At 56.3% G+C, this 22676-nt stretch carries 24 protein-coding genes and 1 pseudogene; 9 read left to right on the top strand and 16 right to left on the bottom strand.

Annotated features, from left to right (window positions below; genetic code table 11):
• Positions 1 to 2 precede the first annotated feature (2 nt).
• The 4 genes from umuC to GVJ63_RS02885 all read left to right on the top strand — a co-directional run bounded on the left by umuC (position 3) and on the right by GVJ63_RS02885 (position 2785).
• Complete coding sequence (gene umuC, locus GVJ63_RS02870) at positions 3 to 1271, top strand: translesion error-prone DNA polymerase V subunit UmuC (RefSeq protein ID WP_010245457.1); 1269 nt, start codon at positions 3 to 5, stop codon at positions 1269 to 1271.
• A gap of 151 nt (positions 1272 to 1422) precedes the next feature.
• Complete coding sequence (locus GVJ63_RS02875) at positions 1423 to 1698, top strand: hypothetical protein (protein WP_033767133.1); 276 nt, start codon at positions 1423 to 1425, stop codon at positions 1696 to 1698.
• A 186-nt stretch (positions 1699 to 1884) separates the two neighbouring features.
• Complete coding sequence (locus GVJ63_RS02880) at positions 1885 to 2499, top strand: TetR/AcrR family transcriptional regulator (protein WP_064704399.1); 615 nt, start codon at positions 1885 to 1887, stop codon at positions 2497 to 2499.
• A 145-nt stretch (positions 2500 to 2644) separates the two neighbouring features.
• On the top strand, positions 2645 to 2785 hold the full coding sequence (locus tag GVJ63_RS02885; protein ID WP_223563798.1) for a hypothetical protein: 141 nt from the start codon (positions 2645 to 2647) through the stop codon (positions 2783 to 2785).
• Positions 2786 to 3052: 267 nt separating this feature from the next.
• On the opposite strand, the gene GVJ63_RS02890 is transcribed toward GVJ63_RS02885, so the two are convergent.
• From GVJ63_RS02890 to GVJ63_RS02905, 4 genes are all read right to left on the bottom strand, one after another.
• Positions 3053 to 3325 carry a hypothetical protein gene (locus tag GVJ63_RS02890; RefSeq protein ID WP_022625718.1) on the bottom strand — a complete coding sequence of 91 codons (273 nt, stop codon included), beginning with the start codon at positions 3323 to 3325 and terminating at the stop codon, positions 3053 to 3055.
• 443 nt (positions 3326 to 3768) lie between these two features.
• Positions 3769 to 3999: a YgdI/YgdR family lipoprotein gene (locus GVJ63_RS02895; protein ID WP_010245445.1), complete on the bottom strand. Its 231-nt coding sequence runs from the start codon at positions 3997 to 3999 to the stop codon at positions 3769 to 3771.
• Between the two features lie 15 nt (positions 4000 to 4014).
• Positions 4015 to 4248, bottom strand: a complete 234-nt coding sequence (locus GVJ63_RS02900) for a YgdI/YgdR family lipoprotein (RefSeq protein ID WP_159226392.1) — start codon at positions 4246 to 4248, stop codon at positions 4015 to 4017.
• A 367-nt stretch (positions 4249 to 4615) separates the two neighbouring features.
• Entirely contained in the window at positions 4616 to 4819 is a 204-nt protein-coding gene (locus GVJ63_RS02905) for a hypothetical protein (protein WP_003848989.1), read from the bottom strand.
• A gap of 189 nt (positions 4820 to 5008) precedes the next feature.
• Here GVJ63_RS02905 and GVJ63_RS02910 point away from each other — a divergent pair, with 189 nt between their 5' ends.
• The 4 genes from GVJ63_RS02910 (at position 5009) to pdxY (ending at position 8338) form a co-directional block, all read left to right on the top strand.
• Entirely contained in the window at positions 5009 to 5323 is a 315-nt protein-coding gene (locus GVJ63_RS02910; protein WP_010245432.1) for an MliC family protein, read from the top strand.
• Positions 5324 to 5348: 25 nt separating this feature from the next.
• Complete coding sequence (gene pdxH / locus GVJ63_RS02915) at positions 5349 to 6005, top strand: pyridoxamine 5'-phosphate oxidase (RefSeq protein ID WP_010245431.1); 657 nt, start codon at positions 5349 to 5351, stop codon at positions 6003 to 6005.
• Positions 6006 to 6145: 140 nt separating this feature from the next.
• Positions 6146 to 7420, top strand: a complete 1275-nt coding sequence (tyrS, locus tag GVJ63_RS02920) for a tyrosine--tRNA ligase (protein ID WP_159226393.1) — start codon at positions 6146 to 6148, stop codon at positions 7418 to 7420.
• A 57-nt stretch (positions 7421 to 7477) separates the two neighbouring features.
• Complete coding sequence (pdxY, locus tag GVJ63_RS02925; protein WP_010245428.1) at positions 7478 to 8338, top strand: pyridoxal kinase PdxY; 861 nt, start codon at positions 7478 to 7480, stop codon at positions 8336 to 8338.
• Positions 8339 to 8370: 32 nt separating this feature from the next.
• On the opposite strand, the gene gstA is transcribed toward pdxY, so the two are convergent.
• Together gstA and dtpA are read right to left on the bottom strand one after the other, a co-directional pair.
• Positions 8371 to 8976 (bottom strand): glutathione transferase GstA, encoded by a 606-nt coding sequence (gstA, locus tag GVJ63_RS02930; RefSeq protein ID WP_010670069.1) that lies wholly within the window; start codon positions 8974 to 8976, stop codon positions 8371 to 8373.
• A 151-nt stretch (positions 8977 to 9127) separates the two neighbouring features.
• Positions 9128 to 10624: a dipeptide/tripeptide permease DtpA gene (gene dtpA / locus GVJ63_RS02935; protein WP_010245419.1), complete on the bottom strand. Its 1497-nt coding sequence runs from the start codon at positions 10622 to 10624 to the stop codon at positions 9128 to 9130.
• Between the two features lie 669 nt (positions 10625 to 11293).
• Here dtpA and GVJ63_RS02940 point away from each other — a divergent pair.
• Entirely contained in the window at positions 11294 to 11989 is a 696-nt protein-coding gene (locus GVJ63_RS02940; RefSeq protein WP_159226394.1) for a CTP synthase, read from the top strand.
• Between the two features lie 39 nt (positions 11990 to 12028).
• Here GVJ63_RS02940 and GVJ63_RS02945 read toward each other — a convergent pair whose 3' ends face one another.
• The 10 genes and pseudogenes from GVJ63_RS02945 to rsxA form a co-directional block, all read right to left on the bottom strand.
• Positions 12029 to 13372, bottom strand: a complete 1344-nt coding sequence (locus tag GVJ63_RS02945) for an enolase C-terminal domain-like protein (protein WP_159226395.1) — start codon at positions 13370 to 13372, stop codon at positions 12029 to 12031.
• Positions 13350 to 14635, bottom strand: a pseudogene (locus tag GVJ63_RS02950) (MFS transporter). Before GVJ63_RS02950 ends, GVJ63_RS02945 begins: the two are co-directional and overlap by 23 nt.
• A gap of 257 nt (positions 14636 to 14892) precedes the next feature.
• On the bottom strand, positions 14893 to 15612 hold the full coding sequence (locus tag GVJ63_RS02955; RefSeq protein WP_010670074.1) for an HPP family protein: 720 nt from the start codon (positions 15610 to 15612) through the stop codon (positions 14893 to 14895).
• 207 nt (positions 15613 to 15819) lie between these two features.
• Complete coding sequence (gene nth / locus GVJ63_RS02960; protein ID WP_159226396.1) at positions 15820 to 16452, bottom strand: endonuclease III; 633 nt, start codon at positions 16450 to 16452, stop codon at positions 15820 to 15822.
• Positions 16449 to 17153: an electron transport complex subunit E gene (locus GVJ63_RS02965; RefSeq protein ID WP_010245400.1), complete on the bottom strand. Its 705-nt coding sequence runs from the start codon at positions 17151 to 17153 to the stop codon at positions 16449 to 16451. The genes nth and GVJ63_RS02965 overlap by 4 nt, the downstream gene beginning before the upstream one ends.
• Positions 17146 to 17778, bottom strand: a complete 633-nt coding sequence (gene rsxG / locus GVJ63_RS02970; RefSeq protein ID WP_010245397.1) for an electron transport complex subunit RsxG — start codon at positions 17776 to 17778, stop codon at positions 17146 to 17148. The genes GVJ63_RS02965 and rsxG overlap by 8 nt, the downstream gene beginning before the upstream one ends.
• A gap of 3 nt (positions 17779 to 17781) precedes the next feature.
• Entirely contained in the window at positions 17782 to 18840 is a 1059-nt protein-coding gene (rsxD, locus tag GVJ63_RS02975; protein ID WP_010670076.1) for an electron transport complex subunit RsxD, read from the bottom strand.
• Positions 18841 to 21402: an electron transport complex subunit RsxC gene (gene rsxC, locus GVJ63_RS02980; protein WP_159226397.1), complete on the bottom strand. Its 2562-nt coding sequence runs from the start codon at positions 21400 to 21402 to the stop codon at positions 18841 to 18843. It lies immediately after the preceding gene.
• The gene (rsxB, locus tag GVJ63_RS02985; protein ID WP_010245386.1) at positions 21395 to 21973 is read right to left on the bottom strand and encodes an electron transport complex subunit RsxB; all 579 of its coding nucleotides are present in this window, start codon (positions 21971 to 21973) and stop codon (positions 21395 to 21397) included. The genes rsxC and rsxB overlap by 8 nt, the downstream gene beginning before the upstream one ends.
• A complete protein-coding gene (rsxA, locus tag GVJ63_RS02990; RefSeq protein ID WP_003853423.1) occupies positions 21973 to 22554 on the bottom strand; it encodes an electron transport complex subunit RsxA in 582 nt (193 codons plus the stop codon). Before rsxA ends, rsxB begins: the two co-directional genes overlap by 1 nt.
• Positions 22555 to 22676: the final 122 nt, after the last annotated feature.

Below are 22676 nucleotides of genomic sequence, written 5' to 3' on the forward strand. Positions count from 1 at the left end.
CCATGTTCGCGCTGGTCGACGTAAACAGCTTTTACGCGTCGTGTGAGACCGTTTTCCGGCCTGATCTTAAAGGTAAACCGGTAGTAGTGCTGTCGAACAACGACGGCTGCGTGATTGCGCGCAGCGCCGAGGCAAAGAAAGTCGGCATCAAAATGGGCGCGCCCTATTTTAAGATGCGTGAAGAACTAACGCGTCACGCGGTGCAGGTCTTCAGCTCAAATTATGCGCTCTACGCCGACATGAGCCATCGGGTGATGACCATACTGGAAGAGATGGCGCCGTCGGTGGAGATCTACTCGATCGACGAGGCGTTTATGGATCTCACCGGCGTGCAGAACTGTATGGCGCTGGAGACCTTTGGTCGCCAGGTCAGAGAACGAATAGGTAAAGAGACCCATCTGACCGTGGGCGTCGGCATTGCACAGACCAAAACGCTGGCCAAGCTGGCGAATTTTGCGGCCAAAAAGTGGAGCAAAACCGGCGGCATTGTCGACCTGTCGGACCCTGAACGACAAAAAAAGCTGCTGGCGCTGATTGATGTGGCGGAAGTCTGGGGCGTGGGTCATCGGATCGGCAAACGGCTCAACGCCATGGGCGTCATGACGGCGAAAGATCTGGCCGATCAAAGCACCGAGGCCATCCGCAAACAGTTCAGCGTCGTGCTGGAGCGCACTGTCAGAGAGCTGCGTGGCGAATCCTGTCTGGAGCTGGAGTCAGTGACGCCGGTAAAACAGCAAATCATGTGTTCGCGTTCGTTTGGCAGCCGTATCTCCGACTACGATCAGATGCGCGAGGCTGTCTGCGCGTATGCCGAGCGCGCGGCGGAGAAGCTGCGCCGTGAGAATCAATATTGCCGTCAGGTAGGGGTATTTGTGCGCACCAGTCCGCATGCGACTGACGAACCCTTTTATGGCAATCAGTCGATGGAGCAACTGCTGATTCCGACGCAGGACACACGCGACATCATCAGAGTTGCAATGGCGTGCCTGGATAACATCTGGATTGAGGGACATCGCTATATGAAGGCCGGCATCGTGCTGGGGGATTTTTTCAGCCAGGGCGTGGCTCAGTTTGATCTGTTTGACGAACATCAGCCACGCCGCAATAGCGAAGAGCTGATGAAGCTGATCGACACAGTCAACAAGCTCGGCAGCGGGAAGCTGTGGTTTGCCGGGCAGGGGATCAACAAAGCCTGGTCGATGAAACGCGAGATGCTGTCGCCTGCCTATACCACCCGGATAACCGATCTGCCTGTGGTTGCGCTTAAGTGAAGGCTGACCCGATGTTCCTCTGCTGCTGAAACCGCGGCCTCTGCTAAAAGCTTTTTTTATCACGCGATTAAAGTGGCAGGAAGTTATGCTTTGCCTGACCCGATGAGTAGTTTTTCATCGGGTATTTTAAGCAAATTACCAGGTAAATATAATGGATTTCAGGCAGTTTGAAGCCAGAGTGATGCTCTGGCCCGCAATACATTTCACAGCAATCATAAAATCCCGCCATCATGACGAATATGAGATTTATGCGATCGACGATAACAGCAATATAAAAACCCGACTCTTTCTATGTTTTGCTGACAATGAAAACCACGCCAGCCTGCTTATTAAGCAATTTACGTTATGGCTGATAAAAATAAACGCGCTGAAGCGCAGCCAGCAGCGGGAAAAAGGCCGCACAGAGACAACATCTTTATCTGAATGAACCGCGTCCGGCTTGCACCGCAGACCAGACAGCGGCTGGTCAGACAGCGGCGAATCATACTAACGCGTCCGGGAAATAACGGGCCGTCTGCGCGTGACGGGTGGCGGACGGCCTGGCTTGTTACCCGCGCCTGGGATAGAATCGCCATTGATTTTGACAGCAACACACCTCCCCAGGCCGGTAACAATGACCACGACAGCCACAACGTATAAAAACAAAGAGCGGGGACGCCCCAGAGAGTTCGGGATCGAACAGGCTCTGGATCACGCCATGATCGTTTTCCGGCAGAAAGGGTATCACGCGGCCTCAATGAACGATCTGGGTGAGGCGATGCATCTCTCCGCAGGCAGCATCTATAAGGCGTTTAAAGATAAGCGCTCGCTCTTCCTGCTGGTATTCGAACGCTATCTGTTGCTGAGAAATAGTGAGTTGCGCCGTCGTCTGGCACCCTGTGCCAGCGGGCGGGGGAAAATAACCGAGCTATTGCAGTTTTACCTGGATTCGGCACGTGCCACAGAGGGTCGTTGCGGCTGTCTGGTCGTCGCCAGCGCGATTGCGCTGCAGACGATGGATCAGCCACTCGCGCAGCGCATTGATGAGGTCGTTCAGCGTAATCAGCGCTTCCTGGTCTCGCTGCTGGAGCTGGGGCAACAGGATGGATCTATCGATAACACGCTGGACAGCGAGGCAGCAGCCGGTTTAATTCTCTGTATTGCTTTTGGATTGCGCGTGGCAGGTAAGGTCAGCGATGTGACTAACGAAGAAAAGACGCTGGCGCTGGCATTGAAAGTACTGGGGTAACCAGGCAAGACCGCTCGATCAGTAAACAGATTTCCCGGACCAGGGCTTCCAGACAGAGAAATTCTGCACTTTCCTTTCCCCTCATCTGATTATGTGCCAGGCTTTCACGCTTTATCCTGTAGCGAAGAAAATTAAGGCGCGTTTCGTGAAAACCTCAATCTTACTGACACTTGTGGCAGCCATTGGCTGTTCTGTTTTTGCTGCCCGTGGTGGGTTTGAAACCACTACAGCGAAACATCCAAAAACGCTGCAGGTGACTGAAAACGGGGAGCCGTTGACGCGCTGACCGTGACGGCAGGTGGGGAGAAGCCGACGAAGGCCGGTTAACGACCAGATGGCCGGCCGATGAGTGCAGAGCAATAGCACTCATCAATCTGCGTGGAAGCCGTTTCAGGCCGACACAGGAGCCGGGTGCAGAGCGTTGCAATTCACGTTCTGGTCACATTCTGGCCGACATGCACTATTCCACTGCCACGCTGTCCCTGCTTCTCTGGCTGAGAGGCCAGGCGCGCGCCCGGCACCCTAAAAATAAACAGCAATGACCCGCACATAACTAACGATAATCTTTAAGATTAACCGGCGCCTGTCCGGTCTCGACCAGCCAGTTTAATTCGGCACGGTCGCGCGTTGAGGATTCGATAAAACCTTTGAGCCAGTTGCGCGCATCGGCAATCTGCGTGACCCGCTCATCGTTGCGCTCCTGTTCGGCCATTTCGCTCAGCTGGCGAATCAGTGCTACCAGCGTAATCTCCTGTTCGTCAAAAGCCAGATTAATTGCAGCTTCACCAAGAATCATATGACCCGTTGTTTTGTCGTGATAAACCATCTGCACCCTCCTGATTAAGTAGCGATATAAAGAGTCTAGTTAAAGGCGCTCTGGACTAAAAGGTGGGAAACAGCAGGGCGCTATGATTAAAATTTACCGAAAATAAAGTGAACCTTTAATCGAGGCGGTAAACCACTCATATCAAAGCATAAAAACAGGCTGAGGTTTTTTGTGAGAAATAAGATGAGCTATTATGCTGGTTAAAAAAGCTGGGAGTTGCCGGAAATTCAGATAAGGGCGGAACAGCGCATTTGGTTATCAGATTATTATCTGCACCACTATCCGCACGGTTGCCTGCCATATTATGGCCACGCCGCAGCGGATATTTCTGATTTATAAACCACCGGGGAATAAAACCAGGACTGTGCACCACTTCGTGCCAGGCGCAGGCAAAAATAAAGCCGCCCATGGGCGGCTTTATTCATTGGGTAACAGCGATCGGATTATTTCTTCGGTACTTCAGAGACCGCTTTAACGTCCGCTTTATTAATCTGCTGCTTCACGCCATTTGCATCGGTATAAGCCAGCAGGCCGGCATCCGATTCAGAAGGCTTGCCATCACTAATAATGGTGCGTCCATCGTTAGTCTGAATCGCATAACTGGTACGGGTGCAGCCGGTTAATACGGTCATACCAATCAATGCGGCGAGAGGTAAAATCAGCGCTTTTTTCATCTTATTCACCTTATATTAGTTGTCGAGTTCACTCATATTACTGATCTCATTACGATTGATCTGCTCAGTTTTTCCTGTCTGAGCATCGCGGTAAGAAACCAGACCAGTATCTGAATCAATCTGCGGTTTGCCATCGGTGACAATCGTGCGGCCATCGGTGGTCTTAATCGACTGGTTTGAGGCACAACCTGCCAGCGTACCTAAAGTGAGAGCCAGCAACGCAATGGCTGACAGGGATTTCATTTTCATTTTTTCTGCTCCATGAAGTATATCCGAACGTTTACAGCATAGTCGGCTTTATCAGGTTTGCTGGCCCTGTCGCGTCTCGCTGCCTGTTTTTTAAACAAAACCGGAGTGTGTGGTGCTGATTAGGGGGGATGACGGCGTGAAATAGCATTTATTGCAAATGTACCCAGCCGTTCTGTGCCATTTCAGCAGAGGATGCGCTGTATCAAAATAAGATCGATGCTGATGCGGGAAATAAGCACGGCAGCCAGAGCGGATATTTCCGTAAAAGCCAGAATAGCTGTGCGGAAATAGTGAGCATGTGGGTGAATGTCTGGCGGGATTCACGGGTCCGATACCCTGAAGGCTATCGGACCCGTGGAGAAGCGGATCAGAGGATGGAGTCTTCGCCCGCTTTGGCGGCCGCTTTTTCTGCTTTCATGGCGCTGACCGGGTCTGATGCGCTCAGCCAGCGGTCAAATTTCTGGTAGGTGTCGATAAAGGTTTTAAAGTAGCTGCTGGCGATGGTGGCATTCTCTTTGTGGTTCATAAACGCCACTGCCAGCTTAAATGCATCTTCGTTATCAAATTTCATGTTTGTCTTCCTCGCTTAAGATCTATAGAGCGTAGCCTGAGAACGCGGCCTGTGCATTCAGACAACCGTCTGAAAAGGCGCAATAATTCAGCCTGACTGACAGCATCTGCCAGATTGGCGTGGATTCCCACTTACTTCGCGCGCAATCCTTCTTATAATGCCAGCTTCACTCGTGAAGGAGACCCGCTTATGTTGAAAGGATTAACCGTTGCCGCGGTGCTACTGCTGTCAGGCTGTAGCCTGATGCATAAACAGCCGCCGTCGCCGCAGACCCTGCACTATCGCTGCGGAACCATGCCCCTGACCGTGACGCTGGACGAGGCGCAGCAGCAGGTCAGTTTCATCATGGATGGGCAGCCTCTGACGCTGAAGCAGACGGTATCCGCGTCCGGCGCACGCTACAGCGATAACACCTATGTGTTCTGGTCCAAAGGAAACGGCGCATTTATCGAACGTAACGATAAAATTGTCGTGAATGATTGTGAGCTGCAACCTGCCAGCTGACTTGTTATCTGAATAGGCGAGCATTATGAGCGACAGCGAAACGCTACACACCATTGCCCATCTGCGGCGTGAATATACCCGCGGTGGATTGCGTCGTAAGGATCTGCCGGACGATCCGATCGCGCTGTTTGAACAGTGGCTAAGCCAGGCCTGCGAGGCAAAACTGCCCGATCCTACCGCCATGACCGTGGCAACCGTGGATGAGCAGGGCCAGCCATGGCAGCGTATCGTGCTGCTGAAGCACTACGATGCGCAGGGCATGGTGTTTTACACCAACCTCGGCAGCCGTAAGGCGCTGCAGCTGGCGCACAATCCGCGCATCTCTCTGCACTTCCCGTGGCACTATCTGGAGCGTCAGGTAATGGTGCTGGGTGAAGTGGAAAAACTGTCGCCCCTCGAGGTGCTGAAATATTTCCACAGTCGTCCGCGCGACAGTCAGATTGGTGCCTGGGTGTCGAAGCAATCGAGCCGTATTTCGGCACGCGGTATTCTGGAAGGAAAGTTCCTGGAGCTTAAACAGAAGTTCCAGCAGGGCGAAGTGCCGCTGCCCAGCTTCTGGGGTGGCTACCGGGTGAAATTTCACACGATGGAGTTCTGGCAGGGTGGCGAACATCGTCTGCACGATCGTTTCATCTATCAGCGCGATCACGACGGCTGGAAAATCGACCGTCTGGCACCCTGAATCTGCACGATTCGCCCCTATCAGCGCTGGCACAGAAAGCGTCAGCGCTTTATGCTATAGCCCTGATTTTTTTCGATTCCGCAACTCAGCGGAAAGCTGTGTACCAGCATAGGTGCAGTCTGATCAATTTGGAGTCAGTAATGACCAGCAGTAACCTGATACAACAATTGCAGGAGAGGGGCCTAATCGCCCAGGTGACGGATGAAGACGCGTTAACAGAGAAACTGGCGCAGGGGCCAATTTCGCTCTATTGCGGCTTTGACCCCACTGCTGACAGCTTGCATTTGGGCCATCTGGTACCGCTGCTCTGCCTGAAGCGTTTTCAGGATGCCGGCCACAAGCCGGTGGCGCTGGTCGGTGGTGCAACCGGCCTGATTGGTGACCCGAGCTTCAAAGCCGCAGAGCGTAAACTTAATACCAGTGAAACCGTCAACGAATGGGTTGAAAAGATCCGCCAGCAGGTGGCGCCATTCCTCGACTTCGATTGCGGCAGCAACAGCGCCATCGCCGCCAACAACTACGACTGGTTTGGCGGCATGAACGTGCTGACCTTCCTGCGTGATATCGGCAAGCACTTCTCCGTTAACCAGATGATCAACAAAGAAGCGGTGAAGCAGCGTCTGAACCGTGACGATCAGGGCATCTCCTTTACCGAGTTCTCCTATAATCTGCTGCAGGGCTATGACTTCGCCTGTCTGAACGAGCTGCACGGTGTGTCCCTGCAGATTGGTGGTTCTGATCAGTGGGGCAACATCACCTCCGGTATCGATCTGACCCGTCGTCTGCATCAGAACCAGGTCTTTGGCCTGACCGTTCCGCTGATCACCAAGTCTGACGGCACCAAATTCGGTAAAACCGAAGGCGGCGCAGTCTGGCTGGATGCGAAGAAAACCAGCCCGTACAAGTTCTATCAGTTCTGGATCAACACCGCGGATGCTGACGTCTATCGCTTCCTGAAGTTCTTCACCTTCCTGAGCATGGAAGAGATCAACGCGCTGGAAGAAGAGGACAAAAACAGCGGCACCGCGCCACGTGCGCAGTACGTGCTGGCTGAGCAGGTGACGCGTCTGGTGCATGGCGAAGCCGGTCTGTCGGCGGCGAAACGCATTACTGCCAGCCTCTTCTCCGGATCCGTGAGCGAAATGACCGAAGCCGATTTTGAACAGCTGGCGCAGGATGGTATGCCAACTATCGTGCTGGGCGCTGACGATGATCTGCAGCAGGCGCTGGTGAAAGCAGAGCTGGTGCCGTCCCGTGGCCAGGCGCGCACCATGATCGACTCCAATGCCGTTTCACTGAACGGTGAAAAGCAGTCCGATGCGGAGTACCGCTTCAGCGACAGTGACAAACTGTTTAACCGCTATACGCTGCTGCGTCGCGGCAAGAAACATTACTGCCTGATTAACTGGCAGTAAGATTTCAGGGCCGGTTTCCGGCCCTTTTTTTATGGCAAGGCAGGACAGGGCAAACAAGTGAAAAATATTTTAGCGATTCAGTCGCACGTTGTTTTTGGTCACGCCGGTAACGCGGCGGCTGAGTTTCCGATGCGCCGTATGGGCGCAAACGTCTGGCCGCTGAATACCGTGCAGTTTTCCAACCATACGCAATATGGCCACTGGACCGGCACGGTGATGCCTGCAACGCATTTAACCGACATTGTTAAAGGCATTGCTGACATCGACCGCCTGAAGACCTGTGACGCGGTGCTGAGCGGTTATCTGGGCTCGGCAGAGCAGGGCGAGCAGATTCTGCAGATTGTCCGTCAGGTCAAAGCGGCCAACCCGAATGCCTGGTACTTCTGCGATCCGGTCATGGGCCATCCGGAGAAAGGCTGCATCGTGGCGCCGGGTGTGGCGGAGTTTCACTGTAAAATGGCGATGCCTGCCAGCGACATTATCGCTCCGAACCTGCTTGAACTGGAGATGCTGAGCGAGCGCACCGTCACAGACGTCGACGCGGCGGTAGACGCTGCGCGGGCACTGATTGCCCAGGGACCACGCGTGGTGCTGGTGAAGCATCTGGCGCGTGCGGGTCGTCGCAGCGATCGCTTTGAAATGCTGCTGGTTACGGCTGAAGATGCCTGGCACATCAGCCGTCCGCTGGTCGATTTCGGTGTCCGTCAGCCGGTCGGCGTGGGCGATCTCACCAGCGGTCTGCTGCTGGTGAATCTGCTACACGGCAAATCATTGCAGGATGCGCTGGAGCATGTCACCGCAGCGGTATACGAGGTGATGCTGAAAACCCATCAGATGGGCGAATATGAACTGCAGCTGGTGGCGGCACAGGATGCCATCGCCACGCCGACGCAGCACTTCGCGGCAGAAAAACTGTAACGCATCAGGGCCGGTTAACCGGCCCTGTTGACTCAGGCTAAGCCTTCCGCTTTAAGCGCCGCCTGCACCGCAGGACGTTCCGCGACACGATCAAACCACGCGCCCAGCGCCGTAAAGCCGGATAAATCCAGTCCCAGCGCTTTTGCCCAGCGCGTCACCACAAACAGATAGGCATCCGCCACGCTGAAATGCAGCCCCATCAGCCACTGTTTGTCGCGCAGTGACTCATCGACATAGCGGAATTTTGCTTCCAGCTGGTTGCGGGTCTCCGCTTTCACCTCATCGGAGTAACCGGGACGAAACAGTGGCCCAAAGCTTTTATGCAACTCACTGCCGATGTAGCTGAGCCACTCCACGGTGTGATAACGCGTCAGGCTGCCAACCGGTGCCAGCAGATGGCGATCGGGCTTCAGATCCGCCAGGTACTGAACAATGGCGACGCCTTCCGTCAGCACAGAACCGTCGCTGAGCTGCAGCGCGGGCACCTGGCCTTTAGGATTGATTTGGCGGAAGTCATCGCCCCGTTCAGTGATTTTTGTGGCCAGATCAACACTCACCTGAGTGAAGTCGAGTCCGCATTCACGCATAACAATATGGGGTGAGAGAGAGCAGGCACCCGCTTTGCAAAACAGTTTCATGACCAGGTACTCCTTGTTGCAATGGGATCCTTGCATAGTAAAGAGTCAAAGCGGGATTACCAGTGACAAAGATCAGGGATCTGCGAAGGGCGTTGCGGCAAGCCATAAAAAAAGCCGGGCAGAGCCCGGCTTAGCTGAAGTGCAGCGTGAATTACGCCTGCACGTTATTTTTTTTCGCGTCAGGATCCTGCGCCATGCGGTTCAGCATCGGCGCCGTAATCAGCATCAGCAGGGCGATCACCGCCGTCACGATACCAATCTGCTGGAATACGCGGCTGTAGGTCGCCAGCGAAATCAATGGATCGGTAACGTTTTCAGGCACGGCCATCAGGTTTGCCACTTTACCGGCAATCACCGCCGCGCCAGCGGTAGTCAGGAACCAGGAACCCATGATAAAGCCCATCAGACGCTGAGGCACCAGCTGTGCCACCATCGCCAGGCCGAGGCCAGAGATCATCAGCTCACCGATACTCTGCAGCGCATAGCTCAGGATCAGCCAGTTAACGGAAACGATACCGGCATCGCTGGCGAACTTCGCACCCACCGGCAGCACCAGGAACGCAGCGGAGCAGAGCACCATACCAAAGGCAAACTTGTGCGGCATCGGCAGTTTATCGCCCAGCTTGTTATAGAGCGCCGCCAGCAGCGGACTGGCCAGCATAATCCAGAACGGGTTCAGCGCCTGGAACTGCTCGGGGGCAAAAGTAATGCCGAGAATGGTGTGCTCAACGTTGCGGATAGCAAAGAAGTTGAGTGAAGTTGGCATCTGCATATAAAGCACGAAGAACAGAATCGCTTCGACCATCAGCAGGAAGGCAACAATCATCTTACGACGTGCCGCACCCTGCAGTGCAAAGGCCTCTTTGGCAAACACCAGCACGATACCCAGGGCAATCACCGCCAGCACCAGTCGTGCGATAGACTGGTGATGCAGCATCCAGTTGGCCAGTGCGATCAGTACGACGATGCCGACCAGCGTCATCAGCAGTTTTCCGATCTGCAACGGAGCGAAATCGGGTTTAGAACCGTAATCCTTAACCATGCGTTTGCAGAACAGGAAGTTAAACAGGGTGATGATCAGACCGATAACGCACAGTGAGAAGGCTACGCTATAACCATATTTCGCCGCTAACCACGGTGTCAGCATCATTGAGAAGAGTGAACCGATGTTGATCGACATATAGAACATGGTGAAAGCACCGTCGAGACGCGGATCATCTTTGTCATAGCAGGTAGAGAGCAGCGAAGAGGGGTTTGCCTTAAACAGGCCGCTACCCACCGCGATGGTCGCCATACCGATGTAGACAATGCTGACGTTATGACCGGAGAACGCCACCAGCGCATAGCCCAGCGCCAGCACCAGGACACCCAGCACGATGACGCGTTTGGTACCCAGCACCTTATCACCGAGCCAGCCGCCAATCGCGACCAGACCATACACTAGCGCACTGAATGAAGAGAACAGGGTAATGGAGTCTGATTCAGACAACCCCAGTTGCTTCACCAGGTAAACCGCCATAATGGCCTGCAGGCCATAGAAGCCAAAACGTTCCCATAACTCAATCGAGAAGATTAAGTAGAACGCCTTCGGCTGTTTAAACGCATTGAGACTGACAGCCTCATCAGTGTGTTTGTTTGCAGTTGACACATGTACCTCAGTTTTTTCATACCCTGTTTCGGGACAGGAATTAAGTCCGCGTCATGTGAGTTTTCCATGCGCAAGATTGTTATTAGAAGGGAAAAGCGGCGACTAATTTGGCTGATTACGGGCGGCAGGGCAAGAATTTTCTGACAACCCGCCCGACCCTGGAATGTTGGGTTAAAAAACTTATAGCAAACTGTTAATTGGTTTTTAATTTTGAGTGTAGTGAAAATAGCAGCGCATAAACGCTGGATAAGCGCCTTGCACTGGAGAGTATTAACATTAACTGCTAATGCGCGGTTAACCAGATAAATAGTTTGCTGAATGATAATCAGGCAGCACTAACGGCAGGTTGCTGATTAATTCACAGTCAATCTGCCGAATTATCGGACATTACACGCCTGGCATTGCCGCAAAAACCGTCAAATGATGATCCTGTGCACAAACAGATGATTTATTTCAGAAAAGAAAAAAAGAAACCGGTTGCGTCGTCTCGTCTGACGCGGGAGCTGAGGGGGCTCGCAGGCGCTGGCAAGATAAAAATCAGCTCAGTCTGCCGGTGAAAAGCTGCCCGGGCATGTTAAAAAACGTATCAGGATAATCCGCTTTCAGCTCGCCCTCGACAGAAAATTAACATTACTGTAACCTCTCAATTTCCCCGAGAAGGATCTGTTTATGTCGTCCCCCCTGCGCTTATCCCTGGTTGGTGACTACCGCGCCGATGCGGTTGCCCATCAGGCTATCCCCCTTGCTATTGAACGTGCTGCCCGCTGGCTGAATATCACCGCTGAAGCGGAGTGGATCGCCACTGACCGACTGGATGAGTCAGAACTGCAACTCAGCCACGCCGTCTGGGTGGTGCCCGGTAGCCCCTATCGAAATGATGCCGGCGTGTTTGAAACACTCCGCTGGGTGCGTGAAACCGGAAAGCCTTTTCTTGGCTCCTGCGGTGGATTCCAGTATGCGCTGATCGAGTATGCGCGCAACGTACTGGGCTGGAAGGATGCCAGTCATGCCGAGACGGACACCGAAGGGAGGATGGTGATTGCCCCGCTGAGCTGTTCGCTGGTGGAACAGCGCGGCGCGGTGAGGTTCGGACCCGGATCACGCATTGCCAGAACCTACGGCGTGCTGGAGAGCGATGAAGGTTATCACTGTAACTTTGGTGTTAACCCGGAATTCAGTGCAGCGCTGGGCGATAATACGCTGCGCATTACTGCCTGGGACAACGCGGGCGATGTGCGTGGCGTTGAGCTACCGGATCACCCATTCTATGTCGCGACGCTGTTTCAGTCGGAACGCGCCGCACTGCAGGACAAAGATTCTCCGCTGGTGATTGCCTGGATGCAGGCGGCGCTGGCGCAACGCTAAACGCGATCACTCTGTGACACTGTCACAGAGTGATGCTCATCAGCGCAGCATGGCCGGACGTTTTGCGTTAAAGGACCAGTTATCGATCAGAAACTGCATGCCCAGCCCATCGTTTCGGTTTTTGTCCGGTAGCGAGTTGTAGAGCGCATGTGCCGCTTCAACCCGTTCCATATTCAGGGTAATCCCCAGCCCTGGCCCCTCTGGTAGTTCCAGATAGCCATCCCGAATCTGCGGCGCATGCTGCGTCAGCTGCTGCCCATCCTGCCAGATCCAGTGGGTATCAAAGGCGGTCAGGCGATCACCGGGTGCGGCGGCCCCCAGATGCGCCACCATCGCCAGCGACACGTCAAAGTGGTTGTTTGAGTGGCAGCCGGTGGTCAGGCCCCACTCATGGCAGAGCTGCGCCACGGTGTGTGCGTTACGCATCGTCCAGAAGTGTGGGTCGGCCAGGGGAATGTCGATGGCATTGAGCTGCAGCGCATGCTGCAACTGTCGCCAGTCATTGGCGATCATATTCGTGGCAACCGGAATGCCGGTGGCCCGCCTGAATTCTGCCAGCGTTTCCCGACCGGAATAGCCATGCTCCGCGCCGCAGGGATCTTCCAGATAGGGGATGCGGCCCGCCAGCTGTTTGCCATAATAAATGGCCTCATCCAGCGACCAGCTGGCGTTGGGATCAACCGTTACCCGGGCCTGCGGGAAGCGCGCCAGCAGGGCGTTGACCGTCTCCACTTCCACTTCGCCGTGATGCACACCGCCCTTGAGTTTGAAATCGCGGAAGCCATAGCGATCCGCTGCCGCCTCCGCCAGCCGCACCACGCCTTCCGCGTCCATCGCTTTCTCATGACGCAGTTGCAGCCAGGCATCACCACCCGCGTGGCCCGCCTGATAGTTCATGCTGGTCAGATTACGGTCGGCGATATAGAACAGATAGCCAAGGACCGGCACCCGATCGCGCTGCTTGCCGCTGGCAAGTAACTCGGCCACCGGCAGATTCAGGTGCTGACCCAGCAGATCAAGCAGCGCCGCTTCAATCGCCGCGGTGGCGTTGTAAAACTTCTCCGGGTTCATCTGCGGAATATGAATGTCGTCGGTATGCGCGGTCTGCTGGTGTCGTGCGTCGCTGGCAAACAGCGTGGCGATGGTGGCATTCAGCCGCAGGAGTTCGCTGCCCTCAATCTGCGGACGAAAGCGCTCAAGCAGCGCCAGCGTTGAAGCGTGACAGGGACTTTCGCCGACGCCGGTACGGCCAGCCGAGTCAGTCAGGATCACCAGGATACGGGTAAAGTAGCAGTTATGTGCGCCGCCAATGTTCAGCAGCATGCTGTCATATCCGGCGACCGGCACTACCCGCATTGTTTTAATGACTGGACTGTCTGACATGTTGATTCTCCATAGGATCAAGGGAAGGCGGGGATGGCTTGCGGCGCAGCAGCAGCCACAGCCCGGTCAGCAGCGAGACGCTGGTCAGGGCATAGAGACCGCCGGTAGTGGAGCCGGTCTTCATCTCCAGATAGCCAAACACCGTCGGTGCGAAGAAGCCGCCAAGGTTGCCAACGGAATTCACCAGCGCAATGCCGGGCGCGACAATCGAGGCGGGCAGCTCTCCCTGTGGCATCGGCCAGAAAAAGGTCGCACTGACTTTCGAGCCGATACAGGCCACGATCATCGCCAGGAAGCCAAACCACGGGGAACCCAGCGTGGCCATAAAGGTGCCGCAGGCCGCGACCAGCATGGCGACACCCAGCGCTTTATCGAGTTTGTCGCGGTGGCGGTCTGAAAAGCGGCTCAGCAGGTTAATGGCAATAATGGCGCACAGCCAGGGCACGGCGGTGAGAATGCCGATGCCAAAACTGCTGAAGCCCTGAATGCGCTGAATAATCTGCGGCAGCCAGAACACCAGCGTATAGCCGGTCATGGTCATAGTAAAAAAGATCGCGCAGAAGAACAGCAGGCTGCGATTACGTAGCAGCGACATTTTGCCTGGCTCGCGGTTAAGCTCGTCACGCTGCGTCTCTTCATTCTGCAGCTGCTGCACCAGCGCCTGTTTCTCCGCAGCACTCAGCCAGCGCGCCTCGCCAGGTCGTGACACCAGCACCCAGGCGGCGAGAATGCCGACCAGCACCGACGCACCGCCTTCGAGAAACATCACCCACTTCCAGCCAGCAATCCCCAGGAAATTGTGCATCATCAGAATCGCGCCGGTGATGGGGCCGGAGAAGAGAAAGGCGCCAGCGGTGGCACTCAGCACCATCCAGGAAAGAAGCCTGCTTCCGCTACGCCAAGTAAAAAACGCAGCAGGTAAAACTGGATCGGTGAGGTGACGAAACCGGTCAGGACCACCACCAGTCCCCAGGTTATCATGATGCGCGTCAGCCAGACGCGGGCGCCGAAGCGCTTCATCATCAGGTTGCTCGGCACCTCAAACAGCGCATAGCCGATAAAAAAGAGGCCCGCGCCCAGCCCAAAGGCCGCCGCGCTGATCCCGGCATCGGTTCGCAACTCCGCTTTGATAAAGCCAATATTGGCGCGGTCGATCTGGTTAATAATCAGCATCACCACCAGCATCGGGATGATATGGGTGAAGAACTTTTTGATGGCGGAGGCGATCAGCTCATCGTGCTGCGGGGACAAGGCGCTATCCATCGGTCTTCCTCGTGAGAAACGTAAAGAAGAGCAAAGTGTAGGGCGCTGAAAAGGCCAGCTCTATGGGCATCCGCCCAGGAGCCGATGGGCGTACGGCCTGGACGGTTGTGTTACCAGTATGTTACGGAGTGGCGTGGGCGAAGCGGCAGAGTAAAACTGTGGCAGCGATCAACTTCTCAGGACCAGGGTTCAGGGGAGACCTGAATGCCAGAAGTCGCGCCGACAATGAAAGATGTGCCAGTGCGGGCAGACAGATTTCAGCCACTGAACTGACGGCGCTGGGCAATCTCTTCAGCACGCAGCAGCAGCGCCTGCAAATCATCCTCGTCAATATCCAGCAGTTCACCGTCCTGCAAAGCCTGATGCAGATCGGCGCGCGTCAGCGGGACCGGCATGGCTACCGGATCGGGTTTAACTTCTTCCGGGGCCAGCGGATGCGGATAGCGACGACCGGCAAGATTATTAAACAGCAGAGCCAGCAGGGCCAGGGTCAGTGAATTGAGCAGGATCGGCGTCAGGACAAAGTGATATCCAAGCTGCTGCACCGAAGGGCCGCCCAGAATAGCGGTCAGCGCAACGGCACCGCCGGGCGGATGCAGACAGCGCAGCTGGAACATTAACAGGATCGCCACACAGGCTGCGACGCCGCAGGCAAGGGCAGGATCAGGGATCAGCTGGCTGACGGTAACGCCCGCCAGCGCTGACAGGCTGTTGCCGCCGACGATTGCCCACGGCTGAGCCAGCGGACTGGCGGGCAGACCAAAGAGTAAAACCGCCGAGGCACCGACCGGCGCGACAAACCACAGGTTCAGTTCGCCCAGCACCCAGTGGCTCAGCAGGCTGGTCAGGATCAAGCCGATACCGGCACCCAGTCCGGCGATCACCACATGCTTTTTACTCACTGCCAGCGGATGTGGCCAGAGGCGCGCCAGAAACAGGCGCAGAGGATGGCTTCCGGCAGAAGCGCTTTTGTTCATTACTTTACTCACTGTGTCATAACATTTTCTTATCGTCAGGGGCGGCGATTTTCCATCATCAACATCAATGTAACAACCCGACAAACTGTACTGTTATTCGTACGAGCAGGGAGAGCAGCGAAAAGGGGGATCGGGCAGGAGACGCGTTAGCAGAAGTGATCGCCGGATAATAAAAAACCCGCCGCAGCGGGTCTTTCATCAGTGCAATCACTCGACTTTGTCGGGATACTCGCAGAGATCTTCAATCAGGCAGGAGCCACAGCGGGGTTTACGCGCTACGCAGGTGTAGCGACCGTGCAGAATCAGCCAGTGATGGCAATCAACCTTATACGCCGCCGGAACCACCTTCAGCAGCTTCTGCTCCACCTCTTCCACATTCTTACCCGGCGCAAATTTCGTCCGGTTGCTGACGCGAAAAATATGGGTATCGACGGCTATCGTCGGCCAGCCAAAGGCGGTGTTGAGCACCACATTGGCGGTTTTACGGCCGACACCGGGCAGGGCTTCCAGTGCCGCACGATCTTCCGGCACTTCGCCGTTGTGCTGCTCAAGCAGAATGCGGCAGGTTTTAATCACATTTTCCGCTTTGCTGTTAAACAGGCCGATGGTTTTAATGCACTCCTTCACGCCATCCACACCCAGCGCCAGCATCGCGGCAGGCGTATTGGCCACCGGATAGAGCTTTGCGGTGGCTTTGTTCACGCTGACATCGGTCGCCTGCGCCGAGAGCAGCACCGCGATCAGCAACTCAAACGGCGTGCTGAAGTTGAGTTCGGTGGTCGGATGCGGATTATTCTGCTGCAGCCGACGGAGAATTTCGGTGCGCTTGGTCTGATTCACACCGGTTTCCCGACAGCGTCCTGAGGCGGCGCGGTTTCAGCCGCCTGAGCACGCAGTGCTGCCCGCTGTTTCATCTTCTGATCGATCAGATATTTACCCGCCAGCATCATGCCCAGGCCGATAAAGGCGCCTGGCGGCAACATTGCCAGCAGCATTGGCGAATCGAAATGGACCACTTCGATTCGCAGCGACTTCGCCCAGGGACCGAGCAGCTGGTCGGCACCGTTAAACAGCGTGCCGCTGCCGATAATTTCGCGCAGCGATCCCAGCACCACCATGGCGCAGGTCGCGCCCATGCCGATGGCAAAGCCATCCAGCGCGGCAAGCGGGATGCTGCTTTTAGAGGCGACGGCTTCAGCACGGCCAACCACGATGCAGTTGGTCACGATCAGCGGGATAAAAATCCCAAGCGACTGATAAAGACCATAGGCATAGGCGTTGATCAGCATCTGTACGCAGCTCACCACCGAGGCGATGATCATCACATAAATCGGGATACGGATTTCCGATGGCACCCAGCGGCGCGAGGCGGAAATAAAACTGTTGGTCAGGGTCAGCACCAGCGTGGTCGCCAGACCTAAACCCAGCGCGTTGGTGGCGGTTGCCGTGACCGCCAGCAGCGGACAGAGGCCCAGCAGCTGCACCAGCGCTGAGTTGTTCTTCCATAATCCACCGACCAGCAGGCTTTTAGCTTCACTCATTTGCGTCTCCACATACCGGTAACGAAGAGAGTCTCTCCGGAAGCGTTTTCATTAACAGCGCGGTGCGTTTGGTCGCATTGACCACCGCGCGTGGGGTAATGGTGGCACCGGTGAACTGATCGAATTCACCGCCATCTTTCTTAACCGCAAAAGCTTTATCCGCCGGACCATGAACCACTTTGCCATTAAAGCTGTTGATCCAGTCAGAGATACGCAGTTCGATCTTATCCCCCAGACCGGGCGTTTCGTGGTGTTCAATCACCCGCACGCCCAATACTTTACCCTGGAAATCGGCACCGACCAGCATCTGTATCGCACCAGAATAGCCGTCAGGTGCAGTCGTCTCCAGTGCAGCCGCGACCGGCTGGCCGCCTTTACGCGCCAGGAAGAGATGATGCGGCGCACTGTTGCCCAGCGCTGCATCCGTGACAACGTAACAGTCCTGCTGGATGTTGTTGTCATAAAGCTCAACAGGCACCACCTGGTCCAGCAGGTTTTTCTGCTGCAACAGGGTCTGATGTTCCACCGTCGGCTTGGTTACCGTATTTACCACTGCCGTGGCGGCGGTAGTGATCGCAGCAAAAATCGCCAGCGTAACCCCGTTTTTGCGAATCGTCTCCAGCATCGCTTAATCCTTCTGATGGCCGTAAACGCGCGGCTGGGTGTAGTAATCGATGAGCGGCACACAGATGTTCGCCAGCAGCACAGCAAACGCTACGCCATCGGGATAACCGCCAAAACTGCGGATCAGCCAGACCAGCAGTCCAATCAGCGCGCCATACACCAGGCGGCCACGGTTGGTGGTTGAAGCGGTCACCGGATCGGTGGCAATGAAGAACGCACCCAGCATGGTGGCACCGGAGAAAAGATGAATCAGCGGGCTGTTCAGCGATTCTGGTGAGAAGAACCAGCCCAGCGTCGCGCAGAAGGCCAGTGACAGCAGCATGGCGGCAGGGACATGCCAGCGGATAGCATTTTTCCACAGCAGGAACAGGCCGCCGGCCAGATAACCCACGTTAACCCACTGCCAGCCGAGGCCCGCCAGCACGCCGCTGTAAATCGGCTGCGCCAGCAGATGTTCAGCACTGTGACCCGCGCGTAAACCAGTTTTAAACGTATCAAGCGGCGTCGCCTGGCTGATGCCATCAACACCCATCTGTAACTGCTGCATGGTTTCACCCGCCAGCGTGTGGCCCTGGAACACCATGCTCAGGCTGTCCATCAGCCCGGGTTTGATCGCCTGAAGCGTATCGGGCGGCAACCAGCTGGTCATCTGCACCGGGAAGGAGATGAGCAGGACCACATAGCCGACCATCGCCGGGTTAAACGGATTCTGGCCCAGTCCGCCATAGAGCTGCTTCGCGATGACGACAGCAAACAGGGTACCGATCACCACCAGCCACCACGGCGCCAGCGGCGGCAGGCTGATACCGATCAGGACGGCGGTCAGCAGCGCCGAGTTATCCGCGAGGGTGCTGGCAACGGGCGCTTTGCGCAGTCGCAGAATCGCTGCCTCTGTCAGCCAGGCGGTCAGCGTCGCCAGTAAGACCTGTAAAAAGGTGCCGTAGCCAAAGAAATAACACTGTGCAGCAAAACCTGGCACCGCGGCCAGCACCACCAGCAGCATGATATTGCCGGTGCTGCGGCGATTATGGGTGTAAGGAGAACTTGCGATACGAAAAGCCATTTAATCCTCAAGCGTCGTAGACGACTGCGCTTTACGTGCTTTGGCACGGGCGATGGCGGCAGCAATAGCGGCCTTGCGCGCATCATCGGGTTGATTCAGTTCAGGTGCCTGTTCAGGTTCTGCATTGGCGTTGTTTGCCTGCTCCTGGGCCTGCTCCGCTTTATCCACCGCAAAATGCGCGGCGGTGGCCAGTGCTGCGGCATCACGTGAAGCGGCATCCGCCTCACTTTCCGCCTGTGCGGCTTTCTTCGCTTTGGCACGGGCGATAGCGGCCTGAACCGCGGCTTTACGCGGATCGGTCTCAGCGGCGGCGTCTGTCGCGGCTTCTGCAGTTTTGTCGGTTGCGGCCTGCGGTGCCTCGGCGCCTTCAGCCTGTGCGGCTTTCTTCGCTTTGGCGCGGGCGATGGCGGCCTGAACCGCGGCTTTACGCGGATCGGTCTCAGCGGCGGCATCTGGCGCAGCCTCTGCAGCGCTGTCGCCTGCGGCCTGTGCCTCGGCGTTTTCAGCCTGTGCGGCTTTCTTCGCTTTGGCGCGGGCGATAGCGGCCTGAACCGCGGCTTTACGCGGATCGCTTTCAGCGGCGGCGTCTGCAGCGCTGTCGGTTGCGGCCTGCGGTGCCTCGGCGCCTTCAGCCTGTGCGGCTTTCTTCGCTTTGGCACGGGCGATGGCAGCCTGAACCGCGGCTTTACGCGGATCGCTTTCAGCGGCGGCGTCCGGCGCGGCGTCTGCAGCGCTGTCGGTTGCGGCCTGCGGAGCCTCGGCGTTTTCCGCCTGAGCGGCTTTCTTCGCTTTGGCGCGGGCGATGGCGGCTTCTACTGCCGATTTACGCGGATCGACACTGGCCTCAGCCTGGTTATCCGCCGCATCAACCGGCACTGTTTTCTTCGCTTTCGCCCGGGCAATAGCCGCTTCAACTGCCGCTTTACGCGGATCGACGGTCTGACGCGTCACCGGCTGGGTTTCAGCCTGCGCCTCGGCCTGACGCAGACGCGCCTGCGCATGGCGGGCTTCACGCTGGGCTTCAAGCGTTGCCTCATCCGGTTCGGCCGTCTGGCGGGCTTTCACCCGCGCTTTGGCCGCAGCCAGTTCGCTGGTATCGGTGCGGGCAACGCGTTGCTTCGCCTCTTCATGACGCGCTTCACGAGACTGCTTTTCACGCTCCAGTCGCGCCTGGCGTGCTTCGAAGCGTGCTTTGGCTTCCAGCGTGCGTTTCGCTTCCAGATCGATGGCGCGCAGTTCCGCTTTTTCCTGACGGTAATATTGCACCAGCGGAATATTGCTCGGGCAGACATAGGCGCAGGCACCACATTCGATGCAGTCATCAATATGGTGAGCGCGCGCTTTATCGTGATCGCCGCCCTGGCTGTACCAGTAAAGCTGCTGCGGCAGCAGTTTGGCCGGACAGGCATCGGCACAGGCTGAACAGCGAATGCAGGACTGCTCTTCGTCGTTGTTGCCCATTTCACTGGCAGATGGAGCCAGAATACAGTTGGTGATCTTCACCACTGGCACATCCAGCGATGGCAGAGTAAAGCCCATCAGCGGACCGCCCATGATCACCATCTGACGCGGCGCAGGCGTGAACCCGACCTGGTGTAACAGATGGCTGATTGGGGTGCCGAGACGACTCCAGACGTTACGCGGCTGGGCGATCGCCTCGCCGGTCAGCGTCACAACGCGTTCGGTGATCGGTTCACCATTAATAATGGCCCGCTTAACCGCCCAGGCGGTGCCGACGTTCTGCATCAGCACGCCGATATCGGAGGAACGCCCGCCGTGCGGCACTTCCTTACCGGTCAGGATTCGGGTCAGCTGCTTGGCACCGCCGGAGGGATATTTGGTCGGGATGACCCGGATGTGCAGATCGCGCTCGCTACCCAGCGCCTGCTTCAGTGCGGCAATGGCTTCAGGCTTGTTATCTTCAATGCCAATCAGCACCTGTTCAGCCTGTAACACCCAGGCGAGAATACGGCTGCCTTCCAGGACTTCGGCAGCGTAGTCCTGCATCAGACGATCGTCAGCGGTGATATAAGGCTCACACTCCGCCGCGTTAATAATCAGGGTTTTAACCCCGCGCAGGCCGCCCTTCAGTTTGGTGGCGGTGGGAAAACCCGCGCCGCCGAGACCGGCGATGCCGGCGTCGTGAATACGCTGCACAATGTCGGCGCGCGGATGCTGACGGTAGTCAGGCAGCGGATCCAGCGGCATCCAGCGGTCGTCGCCATCTGGCGTCAGGAAAATGCAAAGCTCAGAGAGACCAGAAGGGTGCGCGGTCATATGCTGACCGATATCTTCAATCACGCCGGAGGTGGGCGCATGGACTGGCAGCATGCGGCCAGTGCCAAATGTCAGAGGCTGACCGCGCAGCACTTTGTCGCCAGGCGCAACGCAGATCTCACCTTCATGTCCGATATGCTGTTTCAGTGGGATAATAAAACGGTGCGGCAACGGCAGTTCGCTGAGCGGCGTGCCGTTGGACTGGGTTTTCATTTCCGGCGGATGAATACCGCCCTGAAAATCCCAGACCTTCTCTTTTTTCAGGAAGTTAAACAGATTAAGCATGAGTTTCTACCGGGATCACCCGTACAGGAATGGTATTTAAATCCCACTTCCAGTTAGCTGGCGTGGTGGCAACCGGACGCATTTCAATACAGTCAGTCGGGCAGGGCGCGACACAGAGATCGCAGCCGGTGCAGACATCGCTCAGCACGGTGTGCATGGCGCGGGTTGCCCCGACAATCGCATCCACCGGACAGGCCTGAATACATTTGGTGCAGCCAATGCAGTTGGCTTCATCAATAAACGCCACGGTGCGCACCGGCTCTTTCGCCGTTTCGTCGCCATCAATCGGCTGCGGTTCAACGTTAAGCAGGGCTGCCAGCTTGAGCATGGTCTGCTCACCACCTGGCGCGCATTTATTGATCGCTTCACCATTGTTACCGACCGCATCCGCATAGGGACGACAACCCGGATAGCCACACTGACCGCACTGGCTCTGCGGCAGGATGGCATCAATCTGCTCAACGATAGGATCTTCTTCGACCTCAAAGCGGCGCGAGGCGTAACCCAGCAGCGCGCCGAACACCAGGCTCAGCGCACTTAATACGGCAACAGCAATCCAGATCGCGGTCATCAGAATTTCACCAGACCGCTGAAGCCCATAAACGCCAGCGCCATCAGGCCCGCGGTAATCAGGGCGATGGAGTTGCCTTTAAACGGGGCAGGAACATTAGCCAGCACCAGCCGCTCGCGCATACCGGCGAACAGCACCATCACCAGCGAGAAGCCGATAGAGGCACTGAAACCATACAGCGCGGCCTGCATAAAGGTGTGGTTAAGGTTGACGCTCAGCAGAGGTACGCCCAGCACCGCACAGTTGGTGGTGATCAGCGGCAGAAAGATACCCAGCAGACGATAGAGCGACGGGCTGGTTTTACGCACCACCATTTCGGTGAACTGCACCACGACGGCGATCACCAGGATATAGGCCATGGTACGCAGATAGACCAGATCCAGCGGCAGCAGGATCAGATGGTTGACCAGCCAGGCGCAGATCGAGGCCAGGGTAATGACGAATGTCGTGGCGAGGCCCATGCCAATCGCCGTTTCCAGTTTTTTGGAAACGCCCATAAAAGGACACAGGCCGAGAAACTTCACTAAGACGAAGTTATTCACCAGCACGGTGCCAACAAAGAGAAGCAGATAATCGGTCATTTTTTCGCCTGGGAGCCAGAAAGCGGCTTATTATCATTGATAGCGCGGCGTATCTCAACACCTGCGCCATCCGCTGAGCGGCAGACCGCACTCAGAATTAAATTCCTGACATAACTCACAGC

Origin of the sequence: Pantoea sp. 18059 (assembly GCF_902706165.1) — a bacterium.
Lineage (GTDB): Bacteria > Pseudomonadota > Gammaproteobacteria > Enterobacterales > Enterobacteriaceae > Pantoea > Pantoea agglomerans.

Bases quoted from the DNA above. Each gene is read 5' to 3' on its own strand.
- GVJ63_RS02880 (WP_064704399.1), top strand. From the start codon at position 1,885: ATGACCACGACAGCCACAACGTATAAAAACAAAGAGCGGGGACGCCCC.
- GVJ63_RS02900 (WP_159226392.1), bottom strand. From the start codon at position 4,248: ATGAAAATGAAATCCCTGTCAGCCATTGCGTTGCTGGCTCTCACTTTA.
- GVJ63_RS02890 (WP_022625718.1), bottom strand. From the start codon at position 3,325: ATGGTTTATCACGACAAAACAACGGGTCATATGATTCTTGGTGAAGCT.
- pdxH (WP_010245431.1), top strand. From the start codon at position 5,349: ATGAGCGACAGCGAAACGCTACACACCATTGCCCATCTGCGGCGTGAA.
- GVJ63_RS02875 (WP_033767133.1), top strand. From the start codon at position 1,423: ATGGATTTCAGGCAGTTTGAAGCCAGAGTGATGCTCTGGCCCGCAATA.
- gstA (WP_010670069.1), bottom strand. From the start codon at position 8,976: ATGAAACTGTTTTGCAAAGCGGGTGCCTGCTCTCTCTCACCCCATATT.
- rsxD (WP_010670076.1), bottom strand. From the start codon at position 18,840: ATGGCTTTTCGTATCGCAAGTTCTCCTTACACCCATAATCGCCGCAGC.
- GVJ63_RS02965 (WP_010245400.1), bottom strand. From the start codon at position 17,153: ATGAGTGAAGCTAAAAGCCTGCTGGTCGGTGGATTATGGAAGAACAAC.
- GVJ63_RS02940 (WP_159226394.1), top strand. From the start codon at position 11,294: ATGTCGTCCCCCCTGCGCTTATCCCTGGTTGGTGACTACCGCGCCGAT.
- umuC (WP_010245457.1), top strand. From the start codon at position 3: ATGTTCGCGCTGGTCGACGTAAACAGCTTTTACGCGTCGTGTGAGACC.
- GVJ63_RS02895 (WP_010245445.1), bottom strand. From the start codon at position 3,999: ATGAAAAAAGCGCTGATTTTACCTCTCGCCGCATTGATTGGTATGACC.
- GVJ63_RS02905 (WP_003848989.1), bottom strand. From the start codon at position 4,819: ATGAAATTTGATAACGAAGATGCATTTAAGCTGGCAGTGGCGTTTATG.
- rsxB (WP_010245386.1), bottom strand. From the start codon at position 21,973: ATGACCGCGATCTGGATTGCTGTTGCCGTATTAAGTGCGCTGAGCCTG.
- rsxG (WP_010245397.1), bottom strand. From the start codon at position 17,778: ATGCTGGAGACGATTCGCAAAAACGGGGTTACGCTGGCGATTTTTGCT.
- tyrS (WP_159226393.1), top strand. From the start codon at position 6,146: ATGACCAGCAGTAACCTGATACAACAATTGCAGGAGAGGGGCCTAATC.
- GVJ63_RS02955 (WP_010670074.1), bottom strand. From the start codon at position 15,612: ATGAACAAAAGCGCTTCTGCCGGAAGCCATCCTCTGCGCCTGTTTCTG.
- rsxA (WP_003853423.1), bottom strand. From the start codon at position 22,554: ATGACCGATTATCTGCTTCTCTTTGTTGGCACCGTGCTGGTGAATAAC.
- GVJ63_RS02910 (WP_010245432.1), top strand. From the start codon at position 5,009: ATGTTGAAAGGATTAACCGTTGCCGCGGTGCTACTGCTGTCAGGCTGT.
- GVJ63_RS02945 (WP_159226395.1), bottom strand. From the start codon at position 13,372: ATGTCAGACAGTCCAGTCATTAAAACAATGCGGGTAGTGCCGGTCGCC.
- rsxC (WP_159226397.1), bottom strand. From the start codon at position 21,402: ATGCTTAATCTGTTTAACTTCCTGAAAAAAGAGAAGGTCTGGGATTTT.